The organism is Candidatus Nitrosomarinus catalina (assembly GCF_002156965.1).
Taxonomy (GTDB): domain Archaea; phylum Thermoproteota; class Nitrososphaeria; order Nitrososphaerales; family Nitrosopumilaceae; genus Nitrosopumilus; species Nitrosopumilus catalinensis.
Genome location: NZ_CP021324.1, coordinates 107,603 through 130,722, shown reverse-complemented (window position 1 = coordinate 130,722; position 23,120 = coordinate 107,603). Strand labels below are relative to the sequence as shown.

The following is a 23,120-nucleotide window of genomic DNA, read 5'->3' as shown; positions in this document are numbered from 1 at the left end:
AATACATTTGAAAAAGCAACAACTAAACATATTATTTAGAACCTCTGGAGGACAAGCAAAAAATAAACAATTAGGGTTTGGACATGTTTTTAGATGTATTAACCTTGCACAAGAATTAAGTAAAAACAATATTTTCTTTTTAGTAGAAGATTATGGTCAAGCAAAAAAACCAATAATCAATTCAGGATTTAAACAAATTTTTTCATTAAGACAAAATTCAAACTTTGAAGATGATTTACAAAAAACTATCAATATAATTAAAAAAGAAAATATCAATATTTTAATTATTGATAAATATAAAACACAAAAACGATACGTAAAAAAATTACGTAATTATGTTAAAGTAATTTATATTTCGGATTTAGAAAAAATTGATTTTCCAGCTGATTTAATTTTTAATGGATATATAGGATTTTCAAATAAAATATTATACAATAAATTTGGAACAAAATGTTTTACTGGTCCTTCTTATCAAATTTTACATAAAAATTTCTCTTTAAAAAAAGATCCTACTAAAAAGAAATTCAAACTACTTGTTACATTTGGTGGTTTTGATGAACATAATCTTGTAAGAATATTTTTAAAAAATTTACAAAAATATCAACAAAAACTGAAAATTAAAATAATTTTAGGGCCTGGTTCAAAATTATCACAACTAAATAATCTGAAAAAAAATTTTAAATCTCTTCACATTATAAAAGAAACAAAAAACATGTATCAAGAAATTGCATCAAGTGAATATGGTTTATGTTCTGGGGGTATCACTTCATATGAATTTGCTACTATGCATGTACCCTTTGCTGTAGTTTGTCAGGTAAAACACCAATTAAAAACTGCACAACAATGGGAGAAAAAGCAAGTTGGTTTGAATTTAGGATTACCTGACAAAAATTTAGATAAAAAACTTTGTAATTTCTTGGATTCTATAATTTCTGGGGAACTTAACTATACAAAAAAACTTGAAATTGTTGATGGTTTAGGTGCAAAACGAATTTCTAAAGAAATTCTCAACTTAAAAGATGATTTAAAGAATTATTAACAATTGAAACTTAAACTAGGAATATGAAAAAAATTCTAGTAGTCTGTGCACATCCAGATGATGAAACTTTAGGTTTGGGCGGTACTATTGTAAAACATTCTCAAAACGGTGATCAGGTATTTGTTGTGATTTTTGCTGATGGTGAATCGGCAAGAAGTAATTCTAAAAAAAACATTGTAATGAGAAAAAATCAAGCAAAAAAAGTAGCAACTATTTTAGGAATTGAAAAAATTAAATTCTTAGATTATCGTGATCAGACACTTGATACTATATCATCTCTAGTTTTAGCAAAAAAATTAGAAAAAATAATTGAAGAATATAATCCCGATACAATTTATACTCATTTTTGGGGTGATGTAAATCAAGATCATAAAAAAATATTTGATATTACTCTGATAGCTGCACGACCTACACCAAATTCTAACATTCAACGCTTAATTTGTTATGAAACACCATCTTCTACTGAATGGGGTAATGCAAGTTTTAAACCAAATTTATTTGTAGAAATAACTCCATTTTTAAAGAAAAAAATTGCTGCTGTTGAAATATACAAAAATGAAATACATGAATATCCACATCCACGTTCTGATAAATCTATTGTTACACGTTCAAATTTCTGGGGATCTTCTATAGGTGTAATGAATGCTGAAGCATTTATTGTGTTACGAGATATTGAAAAAATCTAATTTGAATTGTTTATGAATTGGAAAAAACATCCCCACTTTGTATTTTATATGAATCTACAAATAATTTAGCATTGCAAATTGGCTCTCCTTCAACTTGTAATGATAAAATTTCTAAACTATTATCTCCAGATGAAACTATGATTTTCTCCCCCACTTGTAAAATTTCTCCAGGTTTTGTTCCTTGAATATTACTTATTTTTGACGAAATTAATATGATTTTTTTCTTATTCCAGTATGTGTATGCTCCAGGATATGGAAACGTTATTGCTCTAATCCAATCATAACATTTCTTAGAACTTTGAGTCCAGTCAATTAATCCATCTTTTGGCCTTCGTCTTTCATTGTAAGTTGCTTGCGATTCATCTTGTGTGATACTTGGAACATCTAGATTGTGTATGTTTGACCAATGTTTTTCTAATAATGAGATTGAAGCGATTGTTGCTTTAAAATACACTGTTCTAACATCGTCTTCATCAGAAATATCATAACTGGTACTTTCAACAATTGGTCCTGAATCTACTCCTTCACTTAAATGAAATAAAGTAACCCCACCTTTCTCTTCAGCTTTTATAATTTGCCAATTTATTGGAGATGAACCTCTATCTCTAGGGAGTTCTGAAGAATGAATTCCTAAACATATTTTTGCAGTGTCTATTACTGCTTGAGGTACTATCTTATGCCATCCAATTATAAAAAGTACATCTAATCCAGAGTTTTTCAAAAATTCTAAATTGTCTCTATCTGTAATATTTGAAATGTATTTCAAATTAAAATCAAATTCTTTTTTTAATGAATCAAAATTGAAATAACTTGAATGTTTTTTGCTTTCTTCCTCATTTAAATTGTAAACAACTACCATCTCATCTTTATGTTCTTTAGATAATTGGCATATTTTTTTCAAGCAAAACCAACTTATTTCGTGACATCCTACAAAACCAATCTTTGCCATAAAACAAATAATTTTTGCTAATATTTGAATTATAGTAAAAAATCTTTTCCATTTCAAGTTTTTTACTACATATTTTATTTATTCAAGTATCATTTTTGGGAATTTTTAAAGAGATAACGCTTGATCTTTTAATAAATTAGAATTGAGATGTCACATATTTAATTTCTTTATCAGTCATTTGTGGATAAATTGGTAAGCAAAGAATTTGTTTTACTAGTAAATTAGCATTTGGAAAATTAGATTTCTTTAGATTGTATTTTTTTTTATAATAGGTCATTAAATGAAGGGGTTTATACTGAACACTTGTTCCTATATGTTTTGAATATAATTTTTCAAATAATTCATCTCTTGTTAAAGAATAAGTTTTGTCTACTTTAATGGAATAAAGGTGAAAAATATGATTACGATTATTTTTGGTAACAGGTATAATAATTCCTTTAACATTATTCAATAATTGTGAATATTTTTTTGCAATCATTTTTCTGTGCTTATTAATTTCACTTAGTCTTTTTAATTGTGAAAAACCTAGTGCAGAGCGAATTTCATCTAATCTATAATTAAATCCTAATTCAACTATATCATATTCCCAACTAGCTTTTTTCTCACGTTCAGAAGGTAAAATATTCATACCATGTGAACGAAGAGATTTAATTTTTTTAAATAATTCAATATTATTAGTAGTGACCATTCCTCCTTCTCCAGTAGTTATAATTTTTGTAGGATAGAAACTAAAACATCCTACATCTCCAATAGTTCCACATTTTTTTTTACCATATGTTGAACCTAATGCATGTGCACAATCTTCAACTACAGGAATATTTTTTTCTTTACTGATTTTTAAAATTTCAGTCATATCACAAGATTGACCACCATAATGAACAACTACAATTGCTTTTGTTCTTTTTGTAATTTTCTTTTTAATTTCATTTGAAAGGATGTTAAATGAATCCATATCAACATCTGTAAAAATAGGCTTCGCATTACAATATTCAACAGCATCAGCAGTTGCTGAAAAAGTGAATGTAGGAATAATAACTTCATCACCAAATCCAACTCCTAGACTTTTTAAACTAAGATGTAATCCATGTGTTGCAGTAGATACACCTAAGGAATATTTAGAATTATTAATTGAATTAAACCTATTTTCAAATTTTTGAAGATTAGGACCATTTGTTAGCCATCTTTGATTTAATGTATTAATTACGCTTTTTTTATCATCGTCATTAATCCAAGGTTTAAAAAATGGAATTTTCATAATATCTTAAATGTTATCTAAAATATATAATTAATATAGTATACATCACTTTTGTAAGCGTTGATAATTTTTTATAAATTAGAAATTAAATTAAAGAGATAACAGTGATAAATTTGGAAAAAATAGAATATAATAAAATTAAAAAGGAATTAAAAAATAAAACTATCCTAATAACAGGAGGTGCAGGCAGCGTAGGTAGTCAACTTACAAGCAAGATTTTAGAATATCCAATTAAAACTCTAAGAATTTTGGATAGTAATGAACATGCATTATTTGATTTAGGAAGAAAAAACAAGGATCCTAGACTAAGATTACTTTTGGGAAATATTTTAGATGTAGATAGATTAGAATTAGCTGGAAATAATGTAGATATAGTTATCCATACAGCAGCTATAAAAAATATCGAAATTTCGGAATATAATCCCATAGAAACAATTGATACGAATATCAATGGAACAGTTAATCTTATTAAAATGGCTATGAAAAATAAGCCAAAAAAAGTTTTGAATATTAGTACAGATAAAGCTGTTAATTCATCAACACTTTACGGGGCCACAAAATTATTAGGTGAACGAGTAATTAGTTGGGCAGGTATTAATCTCAACCCTCCAATAAAATTTGCAACTGCAAGATTTGGAAATATCTTTGAGGCAAATGGAAATGTTTTTGAAGTTTGGGAAGATGAAATTAAGAAGAAGAAACCACTGTCGTTAACTGATAAAAATATGAAAAGATATTTTTTTCATGTAGATGAAGCAGTTGATTTTATTTTAAATTGTTTAACACAAATGAATCAAGGTGAAGTGTTTGTACCAAAAATGAAATTATTTAAAATTGAGGAATTAGCATCAAAGGTTTCTAAAAAACACAAAATCATAGGATTGCGTAAAGGAGAAAAATTAATTGAAGAATTAATGTCTGAAGATGAGAAAAAGAATGCCATTAAAAAGAAAAACATGTGGATAATAAAACAAAATTCCAAATAAATGAATCAGATAACCCAAAAATTTATTCTAATTTTAAGATCATATTTGAATATCGTCAATTATTTTTAAAATATCAGATATTAAAATAGGTCGTTTATTGATTTTTGAGATAATTTTTTGAACAAAAAGAAAATCATCTAAAGTATCGACAGTCCATTTAAAATTTGATAAATCTATTGAATTTTTTAATACAGAAATTTTGAAATGATCAGGATTTTTATAAAAATACGGTGTTACATGTTCTTGTTCATATTCATCTTTAGAATTTAACCAGGCATATTCTAAAGAATTAAAAGAAAAAATTTCCACTTCTGTACCATTAGGAAATGTACGTTCAGTACAATTTGATGCATAATCAGAATCATCAGATTCAAATTTTTCTATGACTTGATCTATTATTGTTGGATCAATCAAAGGATTATCAGCAGTTATACGTACGATTTTTGAAAAAGAGAATATTTTTGCACAATTATAAAATCGATCCAATACATTGTTTAAATTACCTCGATAACAATCAATATTTTCATTTTTTGCAAAATCAGCTATTACATCGTCCTCAGATAAAGTGGAAGTAGCAATAACAATTTTTTCAATTAATTTTGATTCTTTTAATTGAAAGAGTACATAATTTAACAGAGTGTTTTCATCATCAAGATTTTTGAGAACTTTTCCAGGTAAACGAGTAGAACTCATTCTAGCTTGAACTATACAACCAATCACGGTAAATTTTTGATAAAACCTTATAATAATTCTCGGAAGTTAGTTTAATAATTCAAGTTAAAAATTTTATAGTTCAAGCATAGAATCACAAAATATGGATTATGATCTTGGAAAAAATAATTTTTTATTAATAATTGATCAATTTTTCATAATTCATTAAAATTTAAAAATATAAATTCTACTTTCAGTATTTTATGTAAATGAATTTTAAAAAATTAATTATATTAAATCAATCATAAATTATTAAATTTTAAAATTATGCATTACTAAAAATTAATTTTAATAAATCTATATTATTTTCATAATTTAGAACGTGTTTAAGAAAATTATTTCTTTTTGATAAAGAATCGTAAATCCATTTTTTTTCAAAAATATTATTAATTATTTCATCTATTTCATCTAATTTAGAATACATTGCTATTTTATCATCTATCATTTCTAAAGGTATTTTTGAATAAAATTGTAATTTATTTTTTTTATTTAAATTTACAAAAATCACTGGTTTTTTGAATAAAGCAGCTTCTAAACCAATTGTAGAATAAGTAATAATTACAATATCACATAAAATTAAATCCTCAACTAAACTTGCATTGCTACATTTAAAATTAGAATTTGGATATAACTCATCAAGTGTTTTTTGATTAAATTCATCACCAGGATGAGGTCGAATTAAAAAAATTAAATCTTTATTTTTCCCCATAGTTAAATAAATTTTATTCAGCAATACACGATCAGATAAATTTTTTTTTGCATATGCGATTCTAAATGATAAAGGAATTAAAACAATTTTTTTGTTTACAAATTGATATTGTTTTAGTAGATCTCCACGATCAAAAATCTTCAAGAATTTATCTAAATAAAGCCAATTTAGATTTCCAGTAACTGTAACTTTGTCAGATGGATAATTTCCATCTTTTGTAAGAATTTTTTTGTAATATTCACCAAATACAAATGTTGAATCAGGTATAGGTGTGCCTAAAGGAGATTTTGAAGAAAATATTTCTTTATGTGTATAATCATGTCCAGGTTCATTCAACATTCCATGCTGAATCCCAATTGTTTTAATACCAAATTTTTTTGCTGCAATTTCAATGACTTTAGCAAATGGACCAACTTCATAAGCCTGAATTATTGCTTTAGGCTTATGATTTGAAAAAAAGATTTCAAATTGGTCTATTAAATTAATATAAGTTGGAAGATATGGTTCTAAGAAAACATCATTAAAAGTAGATTCTAAAATTGTCCATAATGAAATATTTTTATAAATAAAATGATCATTCAAATTATATTTTTTTAGTGAAGCAAAATTATTTTGAAGTTCATTGATAATATCAAGGGTTTTTTTTGAAGGTAATTCTTTAGAAAAATATTCAATAGGTATCCAATTCACATCAGTTTCTAATCTTTCAGATAATGATTCAGTTGTTCCCTTTAGGGTATAATCTAAATCAATACACATTAAAGGATAATTATTTTTTTTTAGTAAATCAATTATTGGTTGAATAATAAAATCTTGTTTTGTAACTTTACCAGTTAAAGTAGGTTGTTTAATTCTTCGATTAATACCTGTAACAATAGTATAATCATTTGGTGGTTGTGAAAAAGAAGTTTTTTTAGAAAAAGAGGCTAAACGTTTTTCTTGTTTTTGCTTCAAAATTTTTTTATATCTTATAGGTTTAATTGATTTCGAAATTTTTTGCTTCTGATCAAAAAAATATTTTTTTTTATGATTTATTTTTAATTTAATATTATTTTGTTTACAAATTGCATTAATAATAAAATATTTATCAAAAAATCCATCTAAAATTATTTTTGATGGTTTTTTTTCATTAATTAAATTCAAAATTCTTTCAATGAATATTATTTCTTCATTAAATTTAGGAAAAATTACAGCAGAAATTAACCACCAATAAGAAATTTCATCAGATGAAAACCACTCAACAATGGATTTATTCCCAATTTTTTTGTAAATTATTTTTTGGAATTCATTAGTTTCTTGGAGGAAATTATAATATTGTTCAAGATCTTCAAAATCAATTTCAAGTAAATTAGAAGATATATTTTTGATATCTTTTTTTTCACAAAATTTTATCTCTACCATGGAATTTCATCTAAAATAATATAAGATGTTTTTTAATATAACAATTAAACTTTGTTGAGAATATTTTGAAAACAAGCTTCTATAAGTTCGTCTAATAAATCCAATATAATGACTAAAGATAAGGATATTTTACATTGTCCAATTTGTAATAAATCAATAAGAATTATTTCAAATAATTATAAATGCACAAATTGTAATTCCAACTTCCCCATAGAGGATGGAATCGGTATTTTAGTTCCATCACCTACAGAACATATTTCAATGATAGATAAAAAAATAGAAGGAATTACAGGAGACTGGTATTCAGCAGATCAAGTAAGAAGTTATGAAAAAGGTCCTTACTATAATCATCTACAAAAAAGAAAAAAATTTGTTACAAAAATTTTAGAAGAAATTAACAAGAAGAATAAAATAAATAATTTATTAGATCTTGGATGTGGGGATGGCTCTAATTTAAAATGGATTTCAAAATTTTCACAAAATCTTTATGGTACAGACTATAATCTTCTAAGATTAAAACGTGCAAAAAAAATACTAAATGAAATAAAAATAAGTTCGAAACTATTTTTAACAGATATTTTTTCAATGCCTTTTATTGAAAATTCATTTGATTTAATTTTCTTTAATCATGTTATTGAACATTTAGAAGATGATAAATTAGCACTCAAAAAAATCTTTAAAATTACAAAAAAAGGTGGATATGTAATTTTAGGCACTCCAAATGAGGGAGCATTAGCATGGAAATTTGCATACTATATTGAATCAAATGTAAAAAGAAAAACTGACCATGTTAATTTTTACACAGCAAATTCAATTAAAAAAATTTCAGAAGAAGCAGGTTTTACTGTTGAACATATTGAATATATGGGTTGGGGAATTCCAATTTGGAAAATAGATCCACTTTTCAGAAAATATAAAATTTTTGATGATTTATTTGAATCAATTGGGAAGAAAATTTTTCGAAATCAAGCAACATCATTATATTTAATTTTAAAAAAAAATAATTAAAATCTAAAATAAATAAAATCCTGAGAATTTCCATTATAAAAATAAACTACTAAAAATAACAAAGATGTTAAAAATACTGTCCAATATTTTAAATTCATTTTAGATATCTTGTAAACAGTATTAGGTTTGAAATACATGAAAATATGTAAAATTACAAAAATTCCCATTATCAATAGGGGCCATTTGTGTGTCAATACAAAACTAAAAACATTATCAAATTGAAAATCAATAAAAATATATTTCTGAATTGAATACATCATGTCATCAGTATTATGTGCACGGAATGGAATCCATGCTAAAAATACAAAATATTGTGTAACAACTATTGAAATAATTTTCCCAATTTTTGATTTAAAAAATGGATGAATTTTAAGATGAGGAAATTTATCAGAAATTATTTTGTGAATAGCAAGATACATTCCGTGTAAAACTCCCCAAATTACAAAATTCCAAGACGCACCATGCCATAACCCCCCTAAGAACATAACAGTGAATAAATTCAAATAAGTTCTACTAGATGATTTTTTATTTCCACCTAATGGAATGTACAAATAATCTCTCAACCATGTAGACAATGAAATATGCCATCTTCTCCAAAAATCAGAAGGAGAAATTGCAAAATATGGTTTGTTAAAATTAATTGGAATTTTAAATCCAAGAATTAATGCTGCACCTATTGCAATATCAGAATATCCTGAAAAATCACCATAAATTTGGATTCCAAATGCAAAAGTTCCTAAAATTATAGTGAATGAATCTAATCCAATAGGATTAATAAAAATTTCATCAACCAAAGGTGCAATATTATCAGCAAAAAACATTTTTTTAAAAAAACCAAATGCCATTATAGTAATGCCCAACTTCAAATTTTGATTGTTAATAATAATTTGACGTAATTTTATACCACTGCTAAAATTATCTAACTTTTCTCTAAGCTGTGGAAGAAAATCTTTAGCTCTAACAATTGGTCCAGCAACTAACTGTGGAAAAAATGCAACAAATAGAGCAAATTCTCTAAAAGATTTACTTGGTTCAAGATGACCACGATAAATATCAACAGTATAGCTGATAGTTTGGAATGTATAAAATGAAATTCCAATAGGCAAAATTAGATCAAGTAGTGGTATTTCAGAATTTAGATTGAAGTGTGTTCCAAAAATATTAAATTGCGCAATTGCAAAATCAGCATATTTAAAAAATCCCAATAAACCTAAATTACCAATTAAACTGAAAATAAGAAAAATTTTCTTTTTAATTATATTATTTTCATTCCAAATTTTATTTCCTAAATAATAATCTAATAATGTTGAAATAATTAATAGGGTAACTAAATAATTACTTGTAAAATAAAAAAAGAAATAACTAATTACTAATAAAAAAATATGTTGAAATTTTCTATTTTTAATTGCTGAAATTGTAGTAAGTATTACAATAAAAAAAATAATAAACTCTAAAGAATTAAAAAGCATTATTTTCTTAATTCCGTTAAAATCATTTTTGATATGTCCTTACTAAATATGTCAGAATTTTCATTATATGCAATATGATCAAGATTATTCCATATTTTTAATTGTGAATAGTTATTTGTAAAGTTATAAATTTTAACATCATATTCATCAGATATATCATTTAATATTTGATTAAAAGATAATTTATTTTCAGTTGAAATATTATCTAAATAAAGTTCATGTATTGGTACAGTAAAAATTATCACTTTAATATTATTATTATTTAATTCTTGAATAATTTTCTTAAAAGAATTGACTTGATCATTATTAAAAAGTGGAATGTGAAGAGATTGTGGAGAAGGATCAGTAGTTAAAAGCAATCTTTCTAATTCTGGTTCTTCTAAAATTATTGTTTGTAAATTTCCTAGAGAGAAAAATGGTGTATTTGTTGGATTAATATCATATTTGGATACATCCATTAAACCATAATTTTGTAAAATATCTTTGATTATTGTACGTGAAATAAATTGTGGATTTAAAGATTCAAGGGACTCAGGAATAGATTGATCGACTAATAATTTAAGATCAGGAAGAAAATATTTTGAAGTAAATTGGTTAGGAGAATTAAAATCTCTAAAAGAAACACCATAGAAAACAAATTCAGGATTCATATTTGTAATGTATGAAAGATCAGAAATTCTTCTATTAGGAGTATCTCCGTTTGTTGCAAGATTAAAAATTGAAGTACTTGGATAACTTTCATGGATAGAATTTACAATTAAACTTGAATTTAAATGTCCAATATGACTGGAACCCAATAAAAACAAATTTTGAGATTTTTTATCAAGAGTTAAAGAAAAAGCTGGATATTGATTGATATTTGATTCAACTGTTATTGGATTAAAAAAAATAAAGAATAAGGAACCAAAAACTATGAAAAAAGCGATAAAAACAGACAGAAGAATTCTATAATTCATCAATTAGAAAATTAGTGTTTATCTATTAAATTTATTTAAATTGTCCTAAACCAAGTGCATAAAAATTAGTATTTTTAAAATTCTTATGATTTAAAATTCGTCTGGTGTCAATAATATTTTTTTTGTTCATATTAGAAAAATTATGTAATTTTAATTTTTTATATTCATCAGAATCTGTCAATATTATACAACAATCAGAATTTTCTAAACATGAATCAATAGATTCACAATATTCAATATTATCATTAAAAATTTTTTTAAAATTTGTTATTGCCATAGAATCATGAACTTTAATTTTTAATCCATAATTCAAACATTTTCTAACAATCTTTATAGATACAGATTCACGTATATCATCTGTATTTTTTTTAAAAGATAAACCTAAAATTGAAATAGTTTTTTTTGGAGAAAGAATTTCCATATTTTTCATTATTGTAAAAATTTGTTTAGGTTGAGATGCATTAACATTTTCTACTGCTTCGAAAAATGGTGATGGATTGCCAATTTTTTTTGAGAAAGAGATTAAGCCAGATAGATCTTTTGGTAAACAACTTCCACCAAATCCAGGTCCTGCTTGAAGAAATAATGGTCCAATTCTATTATCTTTTCCAATTGCATAAGAGATACTATCCACATCAACATCAGGTAATTTTTGACAAATATTTGCTATAGAATTAATAAAACTAATTTTTGTGGCTAGAAATGAGTTATTTGCATATTTAATTAATTCTGCAGTGGTTACTCCAACTTGAATAATTTCAGGTAATTTTTTATAAAAATTTTTATAATATTTTATCAAAAATTTAATTCCTTTTTTGTTATATCCTCCAATGACTATAATATGTGGATCTAAAATATCATTAATTGCAACACCCTCTTGAAGAAATTCAGGATTTACAACAACATCCATTTTATTTAAGGAAATTTGTTTTTCAAATTTTGGAATAATTAATTTATTTGTAGTTTCAGGAGATAGTGTACTTTTTACTACTAGTAAATGATATTTTTCTTTACTCTCTAAAACTTTTGAAATTTTACTTAATGCAGATTTAATAGAAGATAAATCTACATCACCAGATTTTTTTGGTGGAGTTCCCACCGTAAGAAAAGTAATATCCGAATCTAAAATTTTCATAAAATCATTACTAAATTCAATTTTTTTTGAAGAAAGTACAGATTTTAGAGATTTTTCAAGTTTTGGTTCAAAAAAAGAGACTTTCCCTTGTTGTAGATTTTTAATTTTTACGTCATCAATATCAATACCCAATGTATGAAACCCTTTCATTGCATTAACTACTGCTACAGATAACCCAACAAATCCCAATCCAATAACAGAAATTTTTTCTTTGGTCAATTTTTCATAAACCTCAATTTATTCAATCTTTATTGTTTTTGATGAAGTTAAAACTTGTAAATATGATTCAGGTGTACCAATATCAATTCTTTTTTCACTTTTTTTCAAGAATACACCAATTACATTTTCATTTTTCTTTATTGCCATATTAAATGCATATGCAAGTTGTTTTTCAGGATTACCTTTAATTTTTACGTCAGAAAGTTTGTCAAAAATAGATGATTTAAAAATATAGATTGCGATTATTGCAAATTTAGTAGAAGGGTTTTTTGGTTTTTCTTTCATTTCAGTAATTTTCATAACTCCATTTTCTAAGAAAATTCCATCAACTACTCCATATTTTTTTGGATCATTAACTTCCTCAACTAAACAAGCAATGTCAGCATCATATTTTTTAAATGCATTTTCTAATCTTGTTAGATGATCATTTCTTTTTGAAATTACTATGTCATCACCTGCATGTAGTAAAAAATTATCTCCATTGACAAATTTTTTACTTTTTTCAATGGCATCTCCAAATCCAATGGGTTTTGGTTGATAGATAAAGACAATATTAGATTTTTCTAATTTTTTAGAATATGCATCTAATACTTTACTTAATTTTAATTTTTTATTATCTTTCAAATATTGGACTATATCAAAATCAGGAGTAAAATGTTCTTCTACTGCTCTCTTAGTTTTTCCTACAATGAAACAGTAATCTCGAATTTTATGATCATATAAAGTCTCAAAAATTACTTGAAGTATAGGTTTCATCAATAATTCACCATTTTTCGCTTTAACAAAAATTGGTAACATTTCTTTAGGTAATTCTTTGGTTAATGGTAATAATCTAGTACCTAAACCAGCTACCGTCAAAACTGTTTTCACACAAATACGTAATTAAACTAATAATTATATTCTTGTGTTATTAGTATCAATTAATTCTTGATAGATTTCTTTTTCACGATTTTCAATATTATTAGTATCAAAATGTCTAGATTTTTTGATTGCATTTACACATAAAATTTCTCTACATTCTTCATCATCTATAATTTTTATAAATTGTTCTTTAAATGAATCAGATTCTAATTTAGCAAAAAGTGCAGCATCTTCTAAACCATCAGAATATCCCTGCTCAGGTTCAGGTATTACTATAGGCATTCCAGATGCTAATGCCTCTAAAACAGGTATTGGAACTCCCTCAATTTTTGGATCATATGCTAATGCAAAAATATCTGCAGATTGGTAGTAAGTTTGAATTTCATTATTATTTACTGATTTAATAAAACTCACTTTATTTTCTACACTTAATTCTTTCACCAATTTTTGTAAGGGATACAAAAGTTCCCCATCTCCTATTATTTGTAAATGAACATCAAGATTTTTAATCGCTTGAATAATAATATGATGATTTTTTTGTGAAGTTAATCTACTAACACTCAAAATTATTGGTTTTTTATTAAAAATTCTTTTTTGTTTTGGTTTAAAACGATCAAGTTCTATTTTATTATATAATATTTCAGGTTGTTGTTTAATTATATCATAAATATAAGATTCAATAATTTTATACACACCTGTTATTTTATCAGCATTTTTTAATACAAAAGGTTCTATGAATTTTCTGGAATATTGTAAAATAAGATATTTACTAAAATTTTTCTTTCTCATTAGTTTTCTATAACCATCATATTGTGCATGAATAGAAACAAAAAATGGTTTACAAAGCTTTTTGCTACAATATGCAGCCAACCAACCTTCTAATTTAGAATTATATGCTCTTATTACATCAGGATTAATTTCTTTAACCAAATCAAGGATTTTTTCTTTTTTATTTTTTAAATTTAATGTATTCAAGTTACCCATAGAATAAATTTTTAAAGTTGCATTACCTGCTAACATTTTAACTTTTGAAGAGTCAATATCATCGTCAATGAAAGTAATTATATGTATTTCATCAAAAATATTTCCTGGATTAAAATATCTTGATTTAATTTCACCTTTATTAAAATATGAAATAATTGGATCGTTTGAAAATACACATAATTTTAAATTCAATCTAAATGACCATACTAATTAGATTTTAAGAAGTTTTTTACCTTATTTGGATTTTGTAAAATAGTAGATATTTTATGCCTAGTGTTATCAAAAATCTTTGTATAAATATTATATTTAAAATTTTTTCCTCCCCATTTTGATTTATAGAAAGAAATTTGTTTTTCTTTATTATTTTGAGGATTTGGATTAATTCCACCTAAATCCAGAGTATTGAAATTATTTTTAATACCCCATTTTATTAAATTCCAAGTTAAAAAAGTACCACCCAAAAGATTTTGTTTTATATTTGTGACACCATGTTGTACTATATTTTTATTAAATGTTAAAGAAGAAATACTTCCAATATAATTATTTTCAAGTTTAGCTAAAAATAATTTCCCATTACTAGTATTGTAAAGATAATCCCATCTATTTTTTTGTAAATCACTATTATCTGTAATTACATTTTTTGAATTTTGTTTCATGTTATCAAATGCTAAAAGTGAATTAAAATTGTCACCAATTTCAAATTTTAATTTATTTTTTTCAGATTTTCTAATATCATATCTTGTTTTTTTATCTAATTGAGAATAAATCGAATCTTCATCTTGTTTTAAATTAATAACATGAGTAGTCCAGGGAGTACTAGAATAACCAGATTTTTCAAAAATAGATTCTGTGGATATGTCAAAATTTGGAGGAATTGTTCCTCGTATATAATTAACATTATTTTCTTTGGCAATAGTATCTAACGAATTAAGTAATAACTCCATTATTTCCTTATGATTTTCTGAATCATGTATAATTGGTCCATAAATCCAACCTAAAGAATTTTTAATTTTTAATTTATTTCCTATAACATTAGATAAAAAATTTACATTTTTCCAAAGATAATCATTATGTAATAATACCATTAGTTGAGATAATAATTCATCATTACGTGTAACTTGTAAAAAAAATGGAATTGAATTATAAGATTTTTGATAGATTTTTCCCCATACAGATAACTGATATGCTGTTGATGAATTATGTTTCAATAAATTATCATCCCAAAATTCTGGGATTTCAGTAGATATTGTTACTTTAAATGTCATTTTAATCACTAAGATGTAGAATTCTTCCTTAATTCTCCTATAATTGATTTGATCAACATTTTTGTTTTATTATCAATAAAAAATGTTAATCCTACATACATTAAAACTCCTAAACCAACATACAAAACTAAATTGGGTAGAAAATTAAAAATACTTTCTTGATAAATTAAAAAATTTTCAGTAACAAAATATGTTAAACTAAAAACAAGAATACTTGCAGATAAATATTTGATCGTAGTAATAACATCAAGATTTAGGGAAAATTGTTTTTTTGTAACTTTATAAAAATAAGCTGTAAAAGGAATCTGCACTATTAATGAAATCAAAGCCCAATTAATCACTAATTCTAATTGAGTAGAATTATCTTTTGTAAGAAATAGAACAATAGCTAATATGGATACATATAATGAATATTGGATTAAAATTATAGTTGGAAGTATGAATAATTTACTTTTTACAAAATCAGAAAATTTTGGATTTTCTTTAGTATCAATTGTTTCAGCACCATGAATAGCAGATTGAAAAATATTACTCAATACATAGAAAAATGTACGAATACTCATTATTATCACTACGATTGTAGCAATTTCATACTCAGGATTTAGTGCAAATAGTGCAGGTTGTGCAAAAACTATAGAAATAGCAGTTAGTGGAAATGCAAAATAAAAGAATCGGATTAAATTTTCATTCAAATAATTTTTTTTGGAACCCGAAAGTAATTTAGGATAAATTGCCTGTGCAATTAATCCAGCATGTCCTACCAAAATAGATACAGCCAATGAAGCACTAAACAAGGCAATTCCAAATACAGAATCACTAATTATTGCAAATATTGCAACATCAAAACTAAAGACTACACTCTGTCCTTTTCGATATAATGGAATCCAAAAGAATTTTGTCCATTTTTTAATATAAAATGTTTTAAATTTTACTTTTAATTTTGAACGTGAATTAATAGATAAAATAATGATACTAGCAACATAAGAAATTGTTGTTGAAATTATTGCACCTTCCAATCCCAAGTTAAAATGATATACTAAAATTAATGCAAGTGGAATTTTACTTAATTCAAATGTAATAATACCATAACTGGTAGCTTGAGGTTTCCATCCTAAATTTAATGCTGTTAAAGCTCTATTGATAAACATTACAGGTATTAACATAGCACCTAAAACAAGTACGTCAAAAGTAACAACAGTTTCATTTGCAACAAAAAATGCAATTATTATGTATAAAATTAATGCAATTAAAGAAAATAATCCATGGGTAATAATTGCGGTTTTTCCAGAATCTTCTCCTCTAGCAATTTCTCTAGTTGTCCAATAGGTTACAATTGGATCAAGTATCATTACATACATAATTAAACCTCCAATTAATCCCCATGAACCATACTCATCAGGAGTTAATGATCTAGTAACAATTAATGTAAAAATTAATCCAGTAATGGTACTTACAATTCCAACTAGAAGAGAAATTAAGCCTGAATATGTTACACGAATATTACTCATAATACAATTTCCAATTCATAAATTCTTTTGATGTAAATTAATAATTTTGTCAGAAGCTTTTCTTTTACCATAAGGGGAAATGTTGGAATCAATGATAGGATTTTTTGAAGAAAGTTTATCCACTATAGGAGCTAATTTAATAATTTCAGGTCTTGTACCCATTACAGTAACATTTTTCAATCTAAAAAATCTTAATTTCTTTGGTATTTTTGGCTTTATGTTTAATCATTAGTAAGTAATTTAGACATAATTTTTTAATTTTGATTAATTTTAATTGAAAAATATAGTATTTTGAATAGACAATGAATTTTCAATACTCATTTTTAACATATTGTTAGAAAATAATGATTTGAACATTACTTAATTAATTTGAATCAGTACCAAAATACAAATAGTTAAGCATTAAATGCTAATAAGTAAAATCATGTCATTAATAAATACAAAAAAAGAAATTCAGGAAAAATCAATATTGATAGAAATTTATGGTTTAGGTTATGTAGGATTTCCACTCACAGTTAGATTAGCAACAGCAAATTTTAAAGTAATTGGAATAGATCTTAATGAAGAAAGAATTACTAGATTAAAAAATAATGAATTGATGGATTCAGAAATACATTTGGAAGACGAGTATAGAAAATGTAGACAGCAAAAAAATATTGAATTACAAACAAAACCAATGAAATCATTAATTCCCAAAATAGGAATAATATGTGTTCCAACACCAATTCCAAATGAAAACATCAAGTCAGATGTTTTTGTAAAATCAGCTGTAGAATCTTTTCTTGAAAATGCAAAAACAGGAGATGTAATTATTCTAGAAAGTAGTGTGGAAGTTGGAACGACAGAAAAAATAGAAAAAGTTATTGAATCAAAAGGCTATAAAGTTGGAAAAGATTTTGGTCTTTGTATTTGTCCTGAACGTATAGATCCAGCAAATAAAGAATGGGGAATTGAAAATATTCCTAGAGTTATTTATTGTTCTGATGAATTAAGTTTTGAAATATCTAAAAAAATTTATCAACATATCAACAAAGGAAATTTATTAAAAGTAGACTCACCAAAAATTGCAGAAGTTGTAAAGTCATTTGAAAATACATTCCGTCTTGTAAATATTTCACTAGTGAATGAACTCGCAATGTTATGTGACAAATTAAAAATAAATGTAAAAGATGTCATAGATGCAGCAGCAACTAAACCTTTTGGATTTATGCCACATTATCCTGGAGCTGGAGCAGGTGGTCATTGTATACCTAAAGATCCAAGATTTTTGCTAGAATCAGCTAAAAAGTTTCAAACAAATTTTGTAACAATTGAAAATGCTTTAAAAATTAATTTACAAATGCCAAATTATATTGCAAATAGTGTTGAAAAATCATTATCTCAAAAAGGTTTTGAAAAATCAGTCATAATATGTGGTTTATCGTATAAATCCAATGTAGAAGATATGAGAGATTCTGCTAGTTTTAAAATTATTTCAGATTTAAAAAAGAAAGATTTTAAGGTATTTGGATATGATCCATATTTCAGTGACGAGTCAATTGAAAAATATCTAATAGAAAATAATCTTAATGAATTAAATTTTGAAAAAATAGAAAATCTAAACAATGAAAAGTTAAAAGGAATTTCATGTTTATGTATCGTACAGCATCATGATATCGTTAAAGAACGTATATCAGAAATTTACAGACAAGGTATAATTCCTTTAATCTATGATTGTCAACACAAAATTTCAAAAGAATCTAACTCTAAATCAATTTTAGAGTTTTTAGGTGAATAAAAATTTCTAATACAGATATTTTATTGTATTTTCAAATGTAACACTATCATAATTTTCTAGCCAATTAATTCCTTGTAACGCAAACATTGTTGTCCATGAATTCAATCTCATTCTTTTTTTCCAACCAAAAAGAGATTTGTAGTATTCTTCATAAAAACCACCATCAATTTTAGGATCAGAATGAAACCCATGTAGTGTCTTAAGAAATTCATAGAGAATTTTGGTTTGAGGTTTATACTTGGAATTATTATTAATTTTATCTAGTAAAATCAATATACGAATAAGTTGAGATATAGGGTATGCCGCTTTGCTCTTATATTTTGAATTAAACCATAGTGAAATACTTCCATCATCATTAATTTGATTTAAGCACCAATCTACAGCTCTTTCACATCTGTAATGATAGTCTTCATTATTAGTCACATAGAAACCATATAGTAATCCTTCCAAGGCATAGCATAAGGTATGAAGATTAATGATTTGTGAATTAATATGTAATTTAATGGATCCATCAGAATTTTGATAGGTATTAATTTTTTTACAAATTTTTTCTCCAATTTTTAATTGCTTTTCATCAGTAGTTATTTTATATGATTGAAAAAAAGGAATTGCTGTTTTAATATGCAAACATCCTTCTTGTTTATACCAAACCTGATTGCTTTCTTGATATTTATTTGTAGAAATATCTTTGAAAGGTTTTACAGAACCATCAGAACCTATAGCTTCAGCAATTAAATCATTCATAATTTGTTCTCCATAATCTAAATATTTTTTTTCATTATTCAATTCATAACAATCCAGTAATCCTTTTGCACATATAGCAGAATCAAAAGAATATGAAAAAGTATTTTTAGAATTAGAATCAATTCCTTGAATAATTGCACCATATTTTTCATATATTTTGATCAACCAATTAGAAGAATATTTTGCATATTGTGAAAAGATTTCATCATTGTGTTGATTATTTAAAAATCTAAGACAACTAATGAAATAACCAGTTATTTCAGGATATAGGAATCCATATTGATTTTCTTTTTCATCGTAAAAAGAATGAACACCACCACAATTTTTATTATTTACATCTGAAACAAAAAGTCCTGATGTCATTAACCAATTTTGGGTTTTTTCATAAGAACTTGTCAACTTAGCATAACATTTTTGTGCTTCTTTAAAAAGATAAACACAGTGCAAATTCTCTTTATGGTATTTCATTTTCCACCCATAAGTGGAGGGGGAGTTGTAGTAATTGTGGAATTAGCAAATAAATTTGCAGAACTTGGTCATGATGTAACCATTTTAACACCAGATTTAGAATGGAAAGGTGAGAAATATGAGCCTCAATTAAATAAAAAAATAATTGTAGAAAAAGTTCAAACACCATTTAGATCAAATTTAAAAATTGCAGCTAGAAGATGTCAAGATAATATGGAAAAAAAAGGAATTGAATTGGGTAAACAAAATAATTATGATTTTATTTTATCAATTTTTCATCCATTTCATTTAGTGCCCAAAGCAGCAGTAGCATGTGGAAAAGAATTGCAAAAACCAGTTTTAATAAAAATTGATGATGCAATTTATGAAAAAGCTAAAGGAATAAAAAAAATTCAAAGAGGAATTGAAAAAATGTATAATTCAAAAACTTTACAAAATGCAGATAAAGTATTAGTTATGAATGAATTTACAAAAAAATTAGTTAACGAGTATTATAGTGTATCAAAGAATAGAATTTCTATTGTAACTAATGGAACAGATTTAAAAAAATTTTATAATACTAGAGAAAATAATAGAAGAGTAATATTTTCGGGTGCAATGTATCACCATAGAGGAGTAGATGTTTTGATAGATTGTGCATCAAAAGTAATTGATGAGATTAATGATGTGGAATTCCTGCTATTGGGAGACGGACCAGAAATTACAAAATTACAAGAATTTGTTACTAAAAACAATCTTTCAAAAAATATTATTTTTAAAGGATGGGTTCAACGAGAAGAGATTCCCAAATTTCTAGCTAAAAGTTCTATCGGAATTGGACCTTTGAGAAGTACGGATGTAACAAAAGGGGCATTGCCGATCAAAGTCCTGGAATACATGGCATCATCTTTACCAGTTTTAGCCATGAAAGGAACACTTCCTGAGGATATTTTGAAAGATGAGGTTAATGGATATGTTGTAAAAAATCCTAAGGAATTAGCGCAAAAGATTATTCATATATTAAAAAATGATGATTTACAAAATAAAATGGGCAAAAATTCAAATGAAATGGTTCAAAAATTTGATTGGAAGAATGTTGCTGAATCAATAATTAATGAATATCAATTAATTAATTTTTAGTTAAAATGAATGAGGCATCCTTCATTTTTCTATTTGAATAATCATAAGCTACTTTTTTAATTATATTTTGAATAGATTTTGGTAATAAATAAAATTTAAATTTTCCTAATTTACCACGAAGAGCCATCATTTCATGTGGACTAAATTTTGCTACTTTAAATCCTCTTTCTTCAAAAATTTTTTTCCATTCTTCAAACGTATTAGTAAAAACATCAGTTTCATTTCGTTGTTCTAATCCCTCATTTGGAGTAAGAAACCATGCAATGCCATCATCTTTTAAAATTCTTTGCAGTTCTTTTGCAAAAAAGTTAATATCATGAATGTGTTCAACAGAATAAAAACTACCAACAACATCAAATGTTTTATCATTAAATGGAAATTTATCAGAATTAAGATTTACCTTAAATAATTTTGATCGAATTGATGAATCAGAATTATTGATTGCATATTCAGAACCATCTACCCCATATGCTTCAATCCCCATATCAACAAGTGCTTTTACAAGCTCCCCATATGCACAACCAACATCTAAAACAGTTTTAGGGTGAAATTTTTCATGCATAAATTCTGCTCTTCTAATCCACATTGGTGGTCGTGAACGAGTTGAAAAATATGTTTTATCATATAGTCTTTGTAAATCTTCATCATCATACTTATCTTTCATAATTTTCACTAATAATTTTTCAAATTAATATCGTATTATTAAATGATATAAAATTACAGATTATTTTTCAAATGTTGAATTATTCTCTTTGCAGAATTTCCATCACCATAAGGGGATTTTTTCTTAATAATTGAAGAATTTTTAGCAGTTTTCTTTAGAGATTTCAAAATATTATTATAATTTGTGCCTACAATTTCAGAAAAACCTCCTAAAACAGCTTCAGGTCTATCAGTAGTTTTACGTACGACAATTACTTTTTTCTTAATTGATGATGCAGTAGCTTCTTCTTGAATACCTCCTGAATCAGTTACGATATATTGACAATTTTTCATTAATTCCAACATTTCAAAATAACCAACAGAATCAAGCGTCAAAATATTTTTTGAATTTTTTAATTTTGTGAATAAATTAAACTCGTGTAATCTTTTTTGTGTACGTGGATGAATAGGAAAAATAAATTTTTGATTTGAATCAAGAATTGATTTAATTACAGATGAGAGAATTGATTTATTATCTACATTTTCAGATCTATGTAAAGTCAATAATACGTAATCATCATAATCTAAAGATAATTTTGAATATTTTTTTGAAATTTTAGAAAATAAATTTATAGCATCAATTACGGTATTTCCAGTAACAAATATTTTTCCATGAACTTTTTCTGAAATTAGATTTTGTTTAGTGATTTGTGTTGGAGTAAAAAGATAATCAGAAAAATTATCAACAATAATTCTATTGTGTTCTTCTGGCATTCTCCAATCATTACTACGTAATCCAGATTCAACATGAGATATAGGAATGTTACATTTTAGTGATGCAATTCCTGCTGCTAAAACAGTATTTGTGTCACCTTGAACAATTACATTTTCAGGTTTTTCTATTGCAAAAATACTAGATAATTTTTTAATTATTTCAGAAATTTGTAATTCAGGTTTTGTTTTAGAGATTTTCATAGAATAATTTGGTTTGTTTAAACCAAGTTGATCAATAAATCTCATGCCCATATTATGATCATAGTGCTGACCAGTAAATATTACAGAAGTAGATTTTTTATTTAGTTGTTTGATAATAGGTGCAAGTTTGATAATTTCTGGTCTTGTTCCTAAAATTACTGCAACTTTCATCTAATTTCAATTTAATTACTCATAGATATTATTATTACTATAGAAAATAGTATTATTAATTTGGATTATATGATTTACTACTT

General features: G+C 25.3%; 21 protein-coding genes. 6 read left to right on the top strand and 15 right to left on the bottom strand.

The window, feature by feature from the left end; translation table 11 throughout:
• Positions 1-7: 7 nt before the first annotated feature.
• Both pseG and NMSP_RS00705 read left to right on the top strand, forming a co-directional pair.
• Positions 8-1,039: a UDP-2,4-diacetamido-2,4,6-trideoxy-beta-L-altropyranose hydrolase gene (gene pseG / locus NMSP_RS00710; protein WP_192866185.1), complete on the top strand. Its 1,032-nt coding sequence runs from the start codon at positions 8-10 to the stop codon at positions 1,037-1,039.
• A 23-nt stretch (positions 1,040-1,062) separates the two neighbouring features.
• On the top strand, positions 1,063-1,725 hold the full coding sequence (locus NMSP_RS00705; protein WP_086907005.1) for a PIG-L deacetylase family protein: 663 nt from the start codon (positions 1,063-1,065) through the stop codon (positions 1,723-1,725).
• A gap of 10 nt (positions 1,726-1,735) precedes the next feature.
• Here NMSP_RS00705 and NMSP_RS00700 read toward each other — a convergent pair whose 3' ends face one another.
• Together NMSP_RS00700 and NMSP_RS00695 are read right to left on the bottom strand one after the other, a co-directional pair.
• The gene (locus NMSP_RS00700; protein WP_152023792.1) at positions 1,736-2,674 is read right to left on the bottom strand and encodes a methionyl-tRNA formyltransferase; all 939 of its coding nucleotides are present in this window, start codon (positions 2,672-2,674) and stop codon (positions 1,736-1,738) included.
• Between the two features lie 136 nt (positions 2,675-2,810).
• Positions 2,811-3,929 carry a DegT/DnrJ/EryC1/StrS family aminotransferase gene (locus NMSP_RS00695; RefSeq protein ID WP_086907003.1) on the bottom strand — a complete coding sequence of 373 codons (1,119 nt, stop codon included), beginning with the start codon at positions 3,927-3,929 and terminating at the stop codon, positions 2,811-2,813.
• A 113-nt stretch (positions 3,930-4,042) separates the two neighbouring features.
• Here NMSP_RS00695 and NMSP_RS00690 point away from each other — a divergent pair, with 113 nt between their 5' ends.
• Positions 4,043-4,915: a polysaccharide biosynthesis protein gene (locus tag NMSP_RS00690; RefSeq protein ID WP_192866184.1), complete on the top strand. Its 873-nt coding sequence runs from the start codon at positions 4,043-4,045 to the stop codon at positions 4,913-4,915.
• A gap of 39 nt (positions 4,916-4,954) precedes the next feature.
• On the opposite strand, the gene NMSP_RS00685 is transcribed toward NMSP_RS00690, so the two are convergent.
• Positions 4,955-5,635: a cytidylyltransferase domain-containing protein gene (locus tag NMSP_RS00685; RefSeq protein WP_086907001.1), complete on the bottom strand. Its 681-nt coding sequence runs from the start codon at positions 5,633-5,635 to the stop codon at positions 4,955-4,957.
• A 256-nt stretch (positions 5,636-5,891) separates the two neighbouring features.
• On the bottom strand, positions 5,892-7,736 hold the full coding sequence (locus tag NMSP_RS00680) for a CDP-glycerol glycerophosphotransferase family protein (RefSeq protein ID WP_086907000.1): 1,845 nt from the start codon (positions 7,734-7,736) through the stop codon (positions 5,892-5,894).
• 108 nt (positions 7,737-7,844) lie between these two features.
• Between NMSP_RS00680 and NMSP_RS00675 the strand changes: the two genes are divergently transcribed.
• Entirely contained in the window at positions 7,845-8,744 is a 900-nt protein-coding gene (locus tag NMSP_RS00675; protein ID WP_086906999.1) for a methyltransferase domain-containing protein, read from the top strand.
• On the opposite strand, the gene NMSP_RS00670 is transcribed toward NMSP_RS00675, so the two are convergent.
• The 8 genes from NMSP_RS00670 to NMSP_RS08305 form a co-directional block, all read right to left on the bottom strand.
• A complete protein-coding gene (locus tag NMSP_RS00670) occupies positions 8,741-9,949 on the bottom strand; it encodes an MBOAT family O-acyltransferase (protein WP_225971292.1) in 1,209 nt (402 codons plus the stop codon). The genes NMSP_RS00675 and NMSP_RS00670 overlap by 4 nt on opposite strands.
• A gap of 263 nt (positions 9,950-10,212) precedes the next feature.
• Positions 10,213-11,169, bottom strand: coding sequence for a hypothetical protein (locus NMSP_RS00665; protein WP_086906997.1), 957 nt, complete (start codon positions 11,167-11,169; stop codon positions 10,213-10,215).
• 31 nt (positions 11,170-11,200) lie between these two features.
• A complete protein-coding gene (locus tag NMSP_RS00660; RefSeq protein WP_192866183.1) occupies positions 11,201-12,523 on the bottom strand; it encodes a UDP-glucose dehydrogenase family protein in 1,323 nt (440 codons plus the stop codon).
• 18 nt (positions 12,524-12,541) lie between these two features.
• On the bottom strand, positions 12,542-13,393 hold the full coding sequence (locus tag NMSP_RS00655; protein WP_192866182.1) for a sugar phosphate nucleotidyltransferase: 852 nt from the start codon (positions 13,391-13,393) through the stop codon (positions 12,542-12,544).
• Between the two features lie 24 nt (positions 13,394-13,417).
• Positions 13,418-14,560 carry a glycosyltransferase gene (locus NMSP_RS00650; RefSeq protein ID WP_086906994.1) on the bottom strand — a complete coding sequence of 381 codons (1,143 nt, stop codon included), beginning with the start codon at positions 14,558-14,560 and terminating at the stop codon, positions 13,418-13,420.
• Between the two features lie 14 nt (positions 14,561-14,574).
• On the bottom strand, positions 14,575-15,633 hold the full coding sequence (locus NMSP_RS00645) for a lipid II:glycine glycyltransferase FemX (protein ID WP_086906993.1): 1,059 nt from the start codon (positions 15,631-15,633) through the stop codon (positions 14,575-14,577).
• 8 nt (positions 15,634-15,641) lie between these two features.
• On the bottom strand, positions 15,642-17,141 hold the full coding sequence (locus tag NMSP_RS00640) for an MATE family efflux transporter (protein ID WP_086906992.1): 1,500 nt from the start codon (positions 17,139-17,141) through the stop codon (positions 15,642-15,644).
• Positions 17,142-17,156: 15 nt separating this feature from the next.
• Positions 17,157-17,321 carry a hypothetical protein gene (locus NMSP_RS08305; RefSeq protein WP_192866181.1) on the bottom strand — a complete coding sequence of 55 codons (165 nt, stop codon included), beginning with the start codon at positions 17,319-17,321 and terminating at the stop codon, positions 17,157-17,159.
• 244 nt (positions 17,322-17,565) lie between these two features.
• Between NMSP_RS08305 and NMSP_RS00635 the strand changes: the two genes are divergently transcribed.
• Positions 17,566-18,918, top strand: a complete 1,353-nt coding sequence (locus NMSP_RS00635; RefSeq protein ID WP_192866180.1) for a nucleotide sugar dehydrogenase — start codon at positions 17,566-17,568, stop codon at positions 18,916-18,918.
• Between the two features lie 6 nt (positions 18,919-18,924).
• Here NMSP_RS00635 and NMSP_RS00630 read toward each other — a convergent pair whose 3' ends face one another.
• Positions 18,925-20,061 carry a hypothetical protein gene (locus NMSP_RS00630; RefSeq protein ID WP_152023791.1) on the bottom strand — a complete coding sequence of 379 codons (1,137 nt, stop codon included), beginning with the start codon at positions 20,059-20,061 and terminating at the stop codon, positions 18,925-18,927.
• Between the two features lie 42 nt (positions 20,062-20,103).
• On the opposite strand from NMSP_RS00630, the gene NMSP_RS00625 reads away from it, so the two are divergent.
• A complete protein-coding gene (locus NMSP_RS00625; RefSeq protein WP_152023790.1) occupies positions 20,104-21,249 on the top strand; it encodes a glycosyltransferase family 4 protein in 1,146 nt (381 codons plus the stop codon).
• On the opposite strand, the gene NMSP_RS00620 is transcribed toward NMSP_RS00625, so the two are convergent.
• Positions 21,239-21,913, bottom strand: a complete 675-nt coding sequence (locus NMSP_RS00620; RefSeq protein WP_086906988.1) for a class I SAM-dependent methyltransferase — start codon at positions 21,911-21,913, stop codon at positions 21,239-21,241. The genes NMSP_RS00625 and NMSP_RS00620 overlap by 11 nt on opposite strands.
• A 53-nt stretch (positions 21,914-21,966) precedes the next feature.
• Positions 21,967-23,037 (bottom strand): non-hydrolyzing UDP-N-acetylglucosamine 2-epimerase, encoded by a 1,071-nt coding sequence (gene wecB / locus NMSP_RS00615; RefSeq protein ID WP_086906987.1) that lies wholly within the window; start codon positions 23,035-23,037, stop codon positions 21,967-21,969.
• Between the last annotated feature and the right edge of the window lie 83 nt (positions 23,038-23,120).

Bases quoted from the DNA above. Each gene is read 5' to 3' on its own strand.
- NMSP_RS00680 (WP_086907000.1), bottom strand. From the start codon at position 7,736: ATGGTAGAGATAAAATTTTGTGAAAAAAAAGATATCAAAAATATATCT.
- NMSP_RS00675 (WP_086906999.1), top strand. From the start codon at position 7,845: ATGACTAAAGATAAGGATATTTTACATTGTCCAATTTGTAATAAATCA.
- NMSP_RS00695 (WP_086907003.1), bottom strand. From the start codon at position 3,929: ATGAAAATTCCATTTTTTAAACCTTGGATTAATGACGATGATAAAAAA.
- NMSP_RS00705 (WP_086907005.1), top strand. From the start codon at position 1,063: ATGAAAAAAATTCTAGTAGTCTGTGCACATCCAGATGATGAAACTTTA.
- wecB (WP_086906987.1), bottom strand. From the start codon at position 23,037: ATGAAAGTTGCAGTAATTTTAGGAACAAGACCAGAAATTATCAAACTT.
- NMSP_RS00700 (WP_152023792.1), bottom strand. From the start codon at position 2,674: ATGGCAAAGATTGGTTTTGTAGGATGTCACGAAATAAGTTGGTTTTGC.
- NMSP_RS00665 (WP_086906997.1), bottom strand. From the start codon at position 11,169: ATGAATTATAGAATTCTTCTGTCTGTTTTTATCGCTTTTTTCATAGTT.
- NMSP_RS00635 (WP_192866180.1), top strand. From the start codon at position 17,566: ATGTCATTAATAAATACAAAAAAAGAAATTCAGGAAAAATCAATATTG.
- NMSP_RS00620 (WP_086906988.1), bottom strand. From the start codon at position 21,913: ATGAAAGATAAGTATGATGATGAAGATTTACAAAGACTATATGATAAA.
- NMSP_RS00640 (WP_086906992.1), bottom strand. From the start codon at position 17,141: ATGAGTAATATTCGTGTAACATATTCAGGCTTAATTTCTCTTCTAGTT.
- NMSP_RS00645 (WP_086906993.1), bottom strand. From the start codon at position 15,633: ATGACATTTAAAGTAACAATATCTACTGAAATCCCAGAATTTTGGGAT.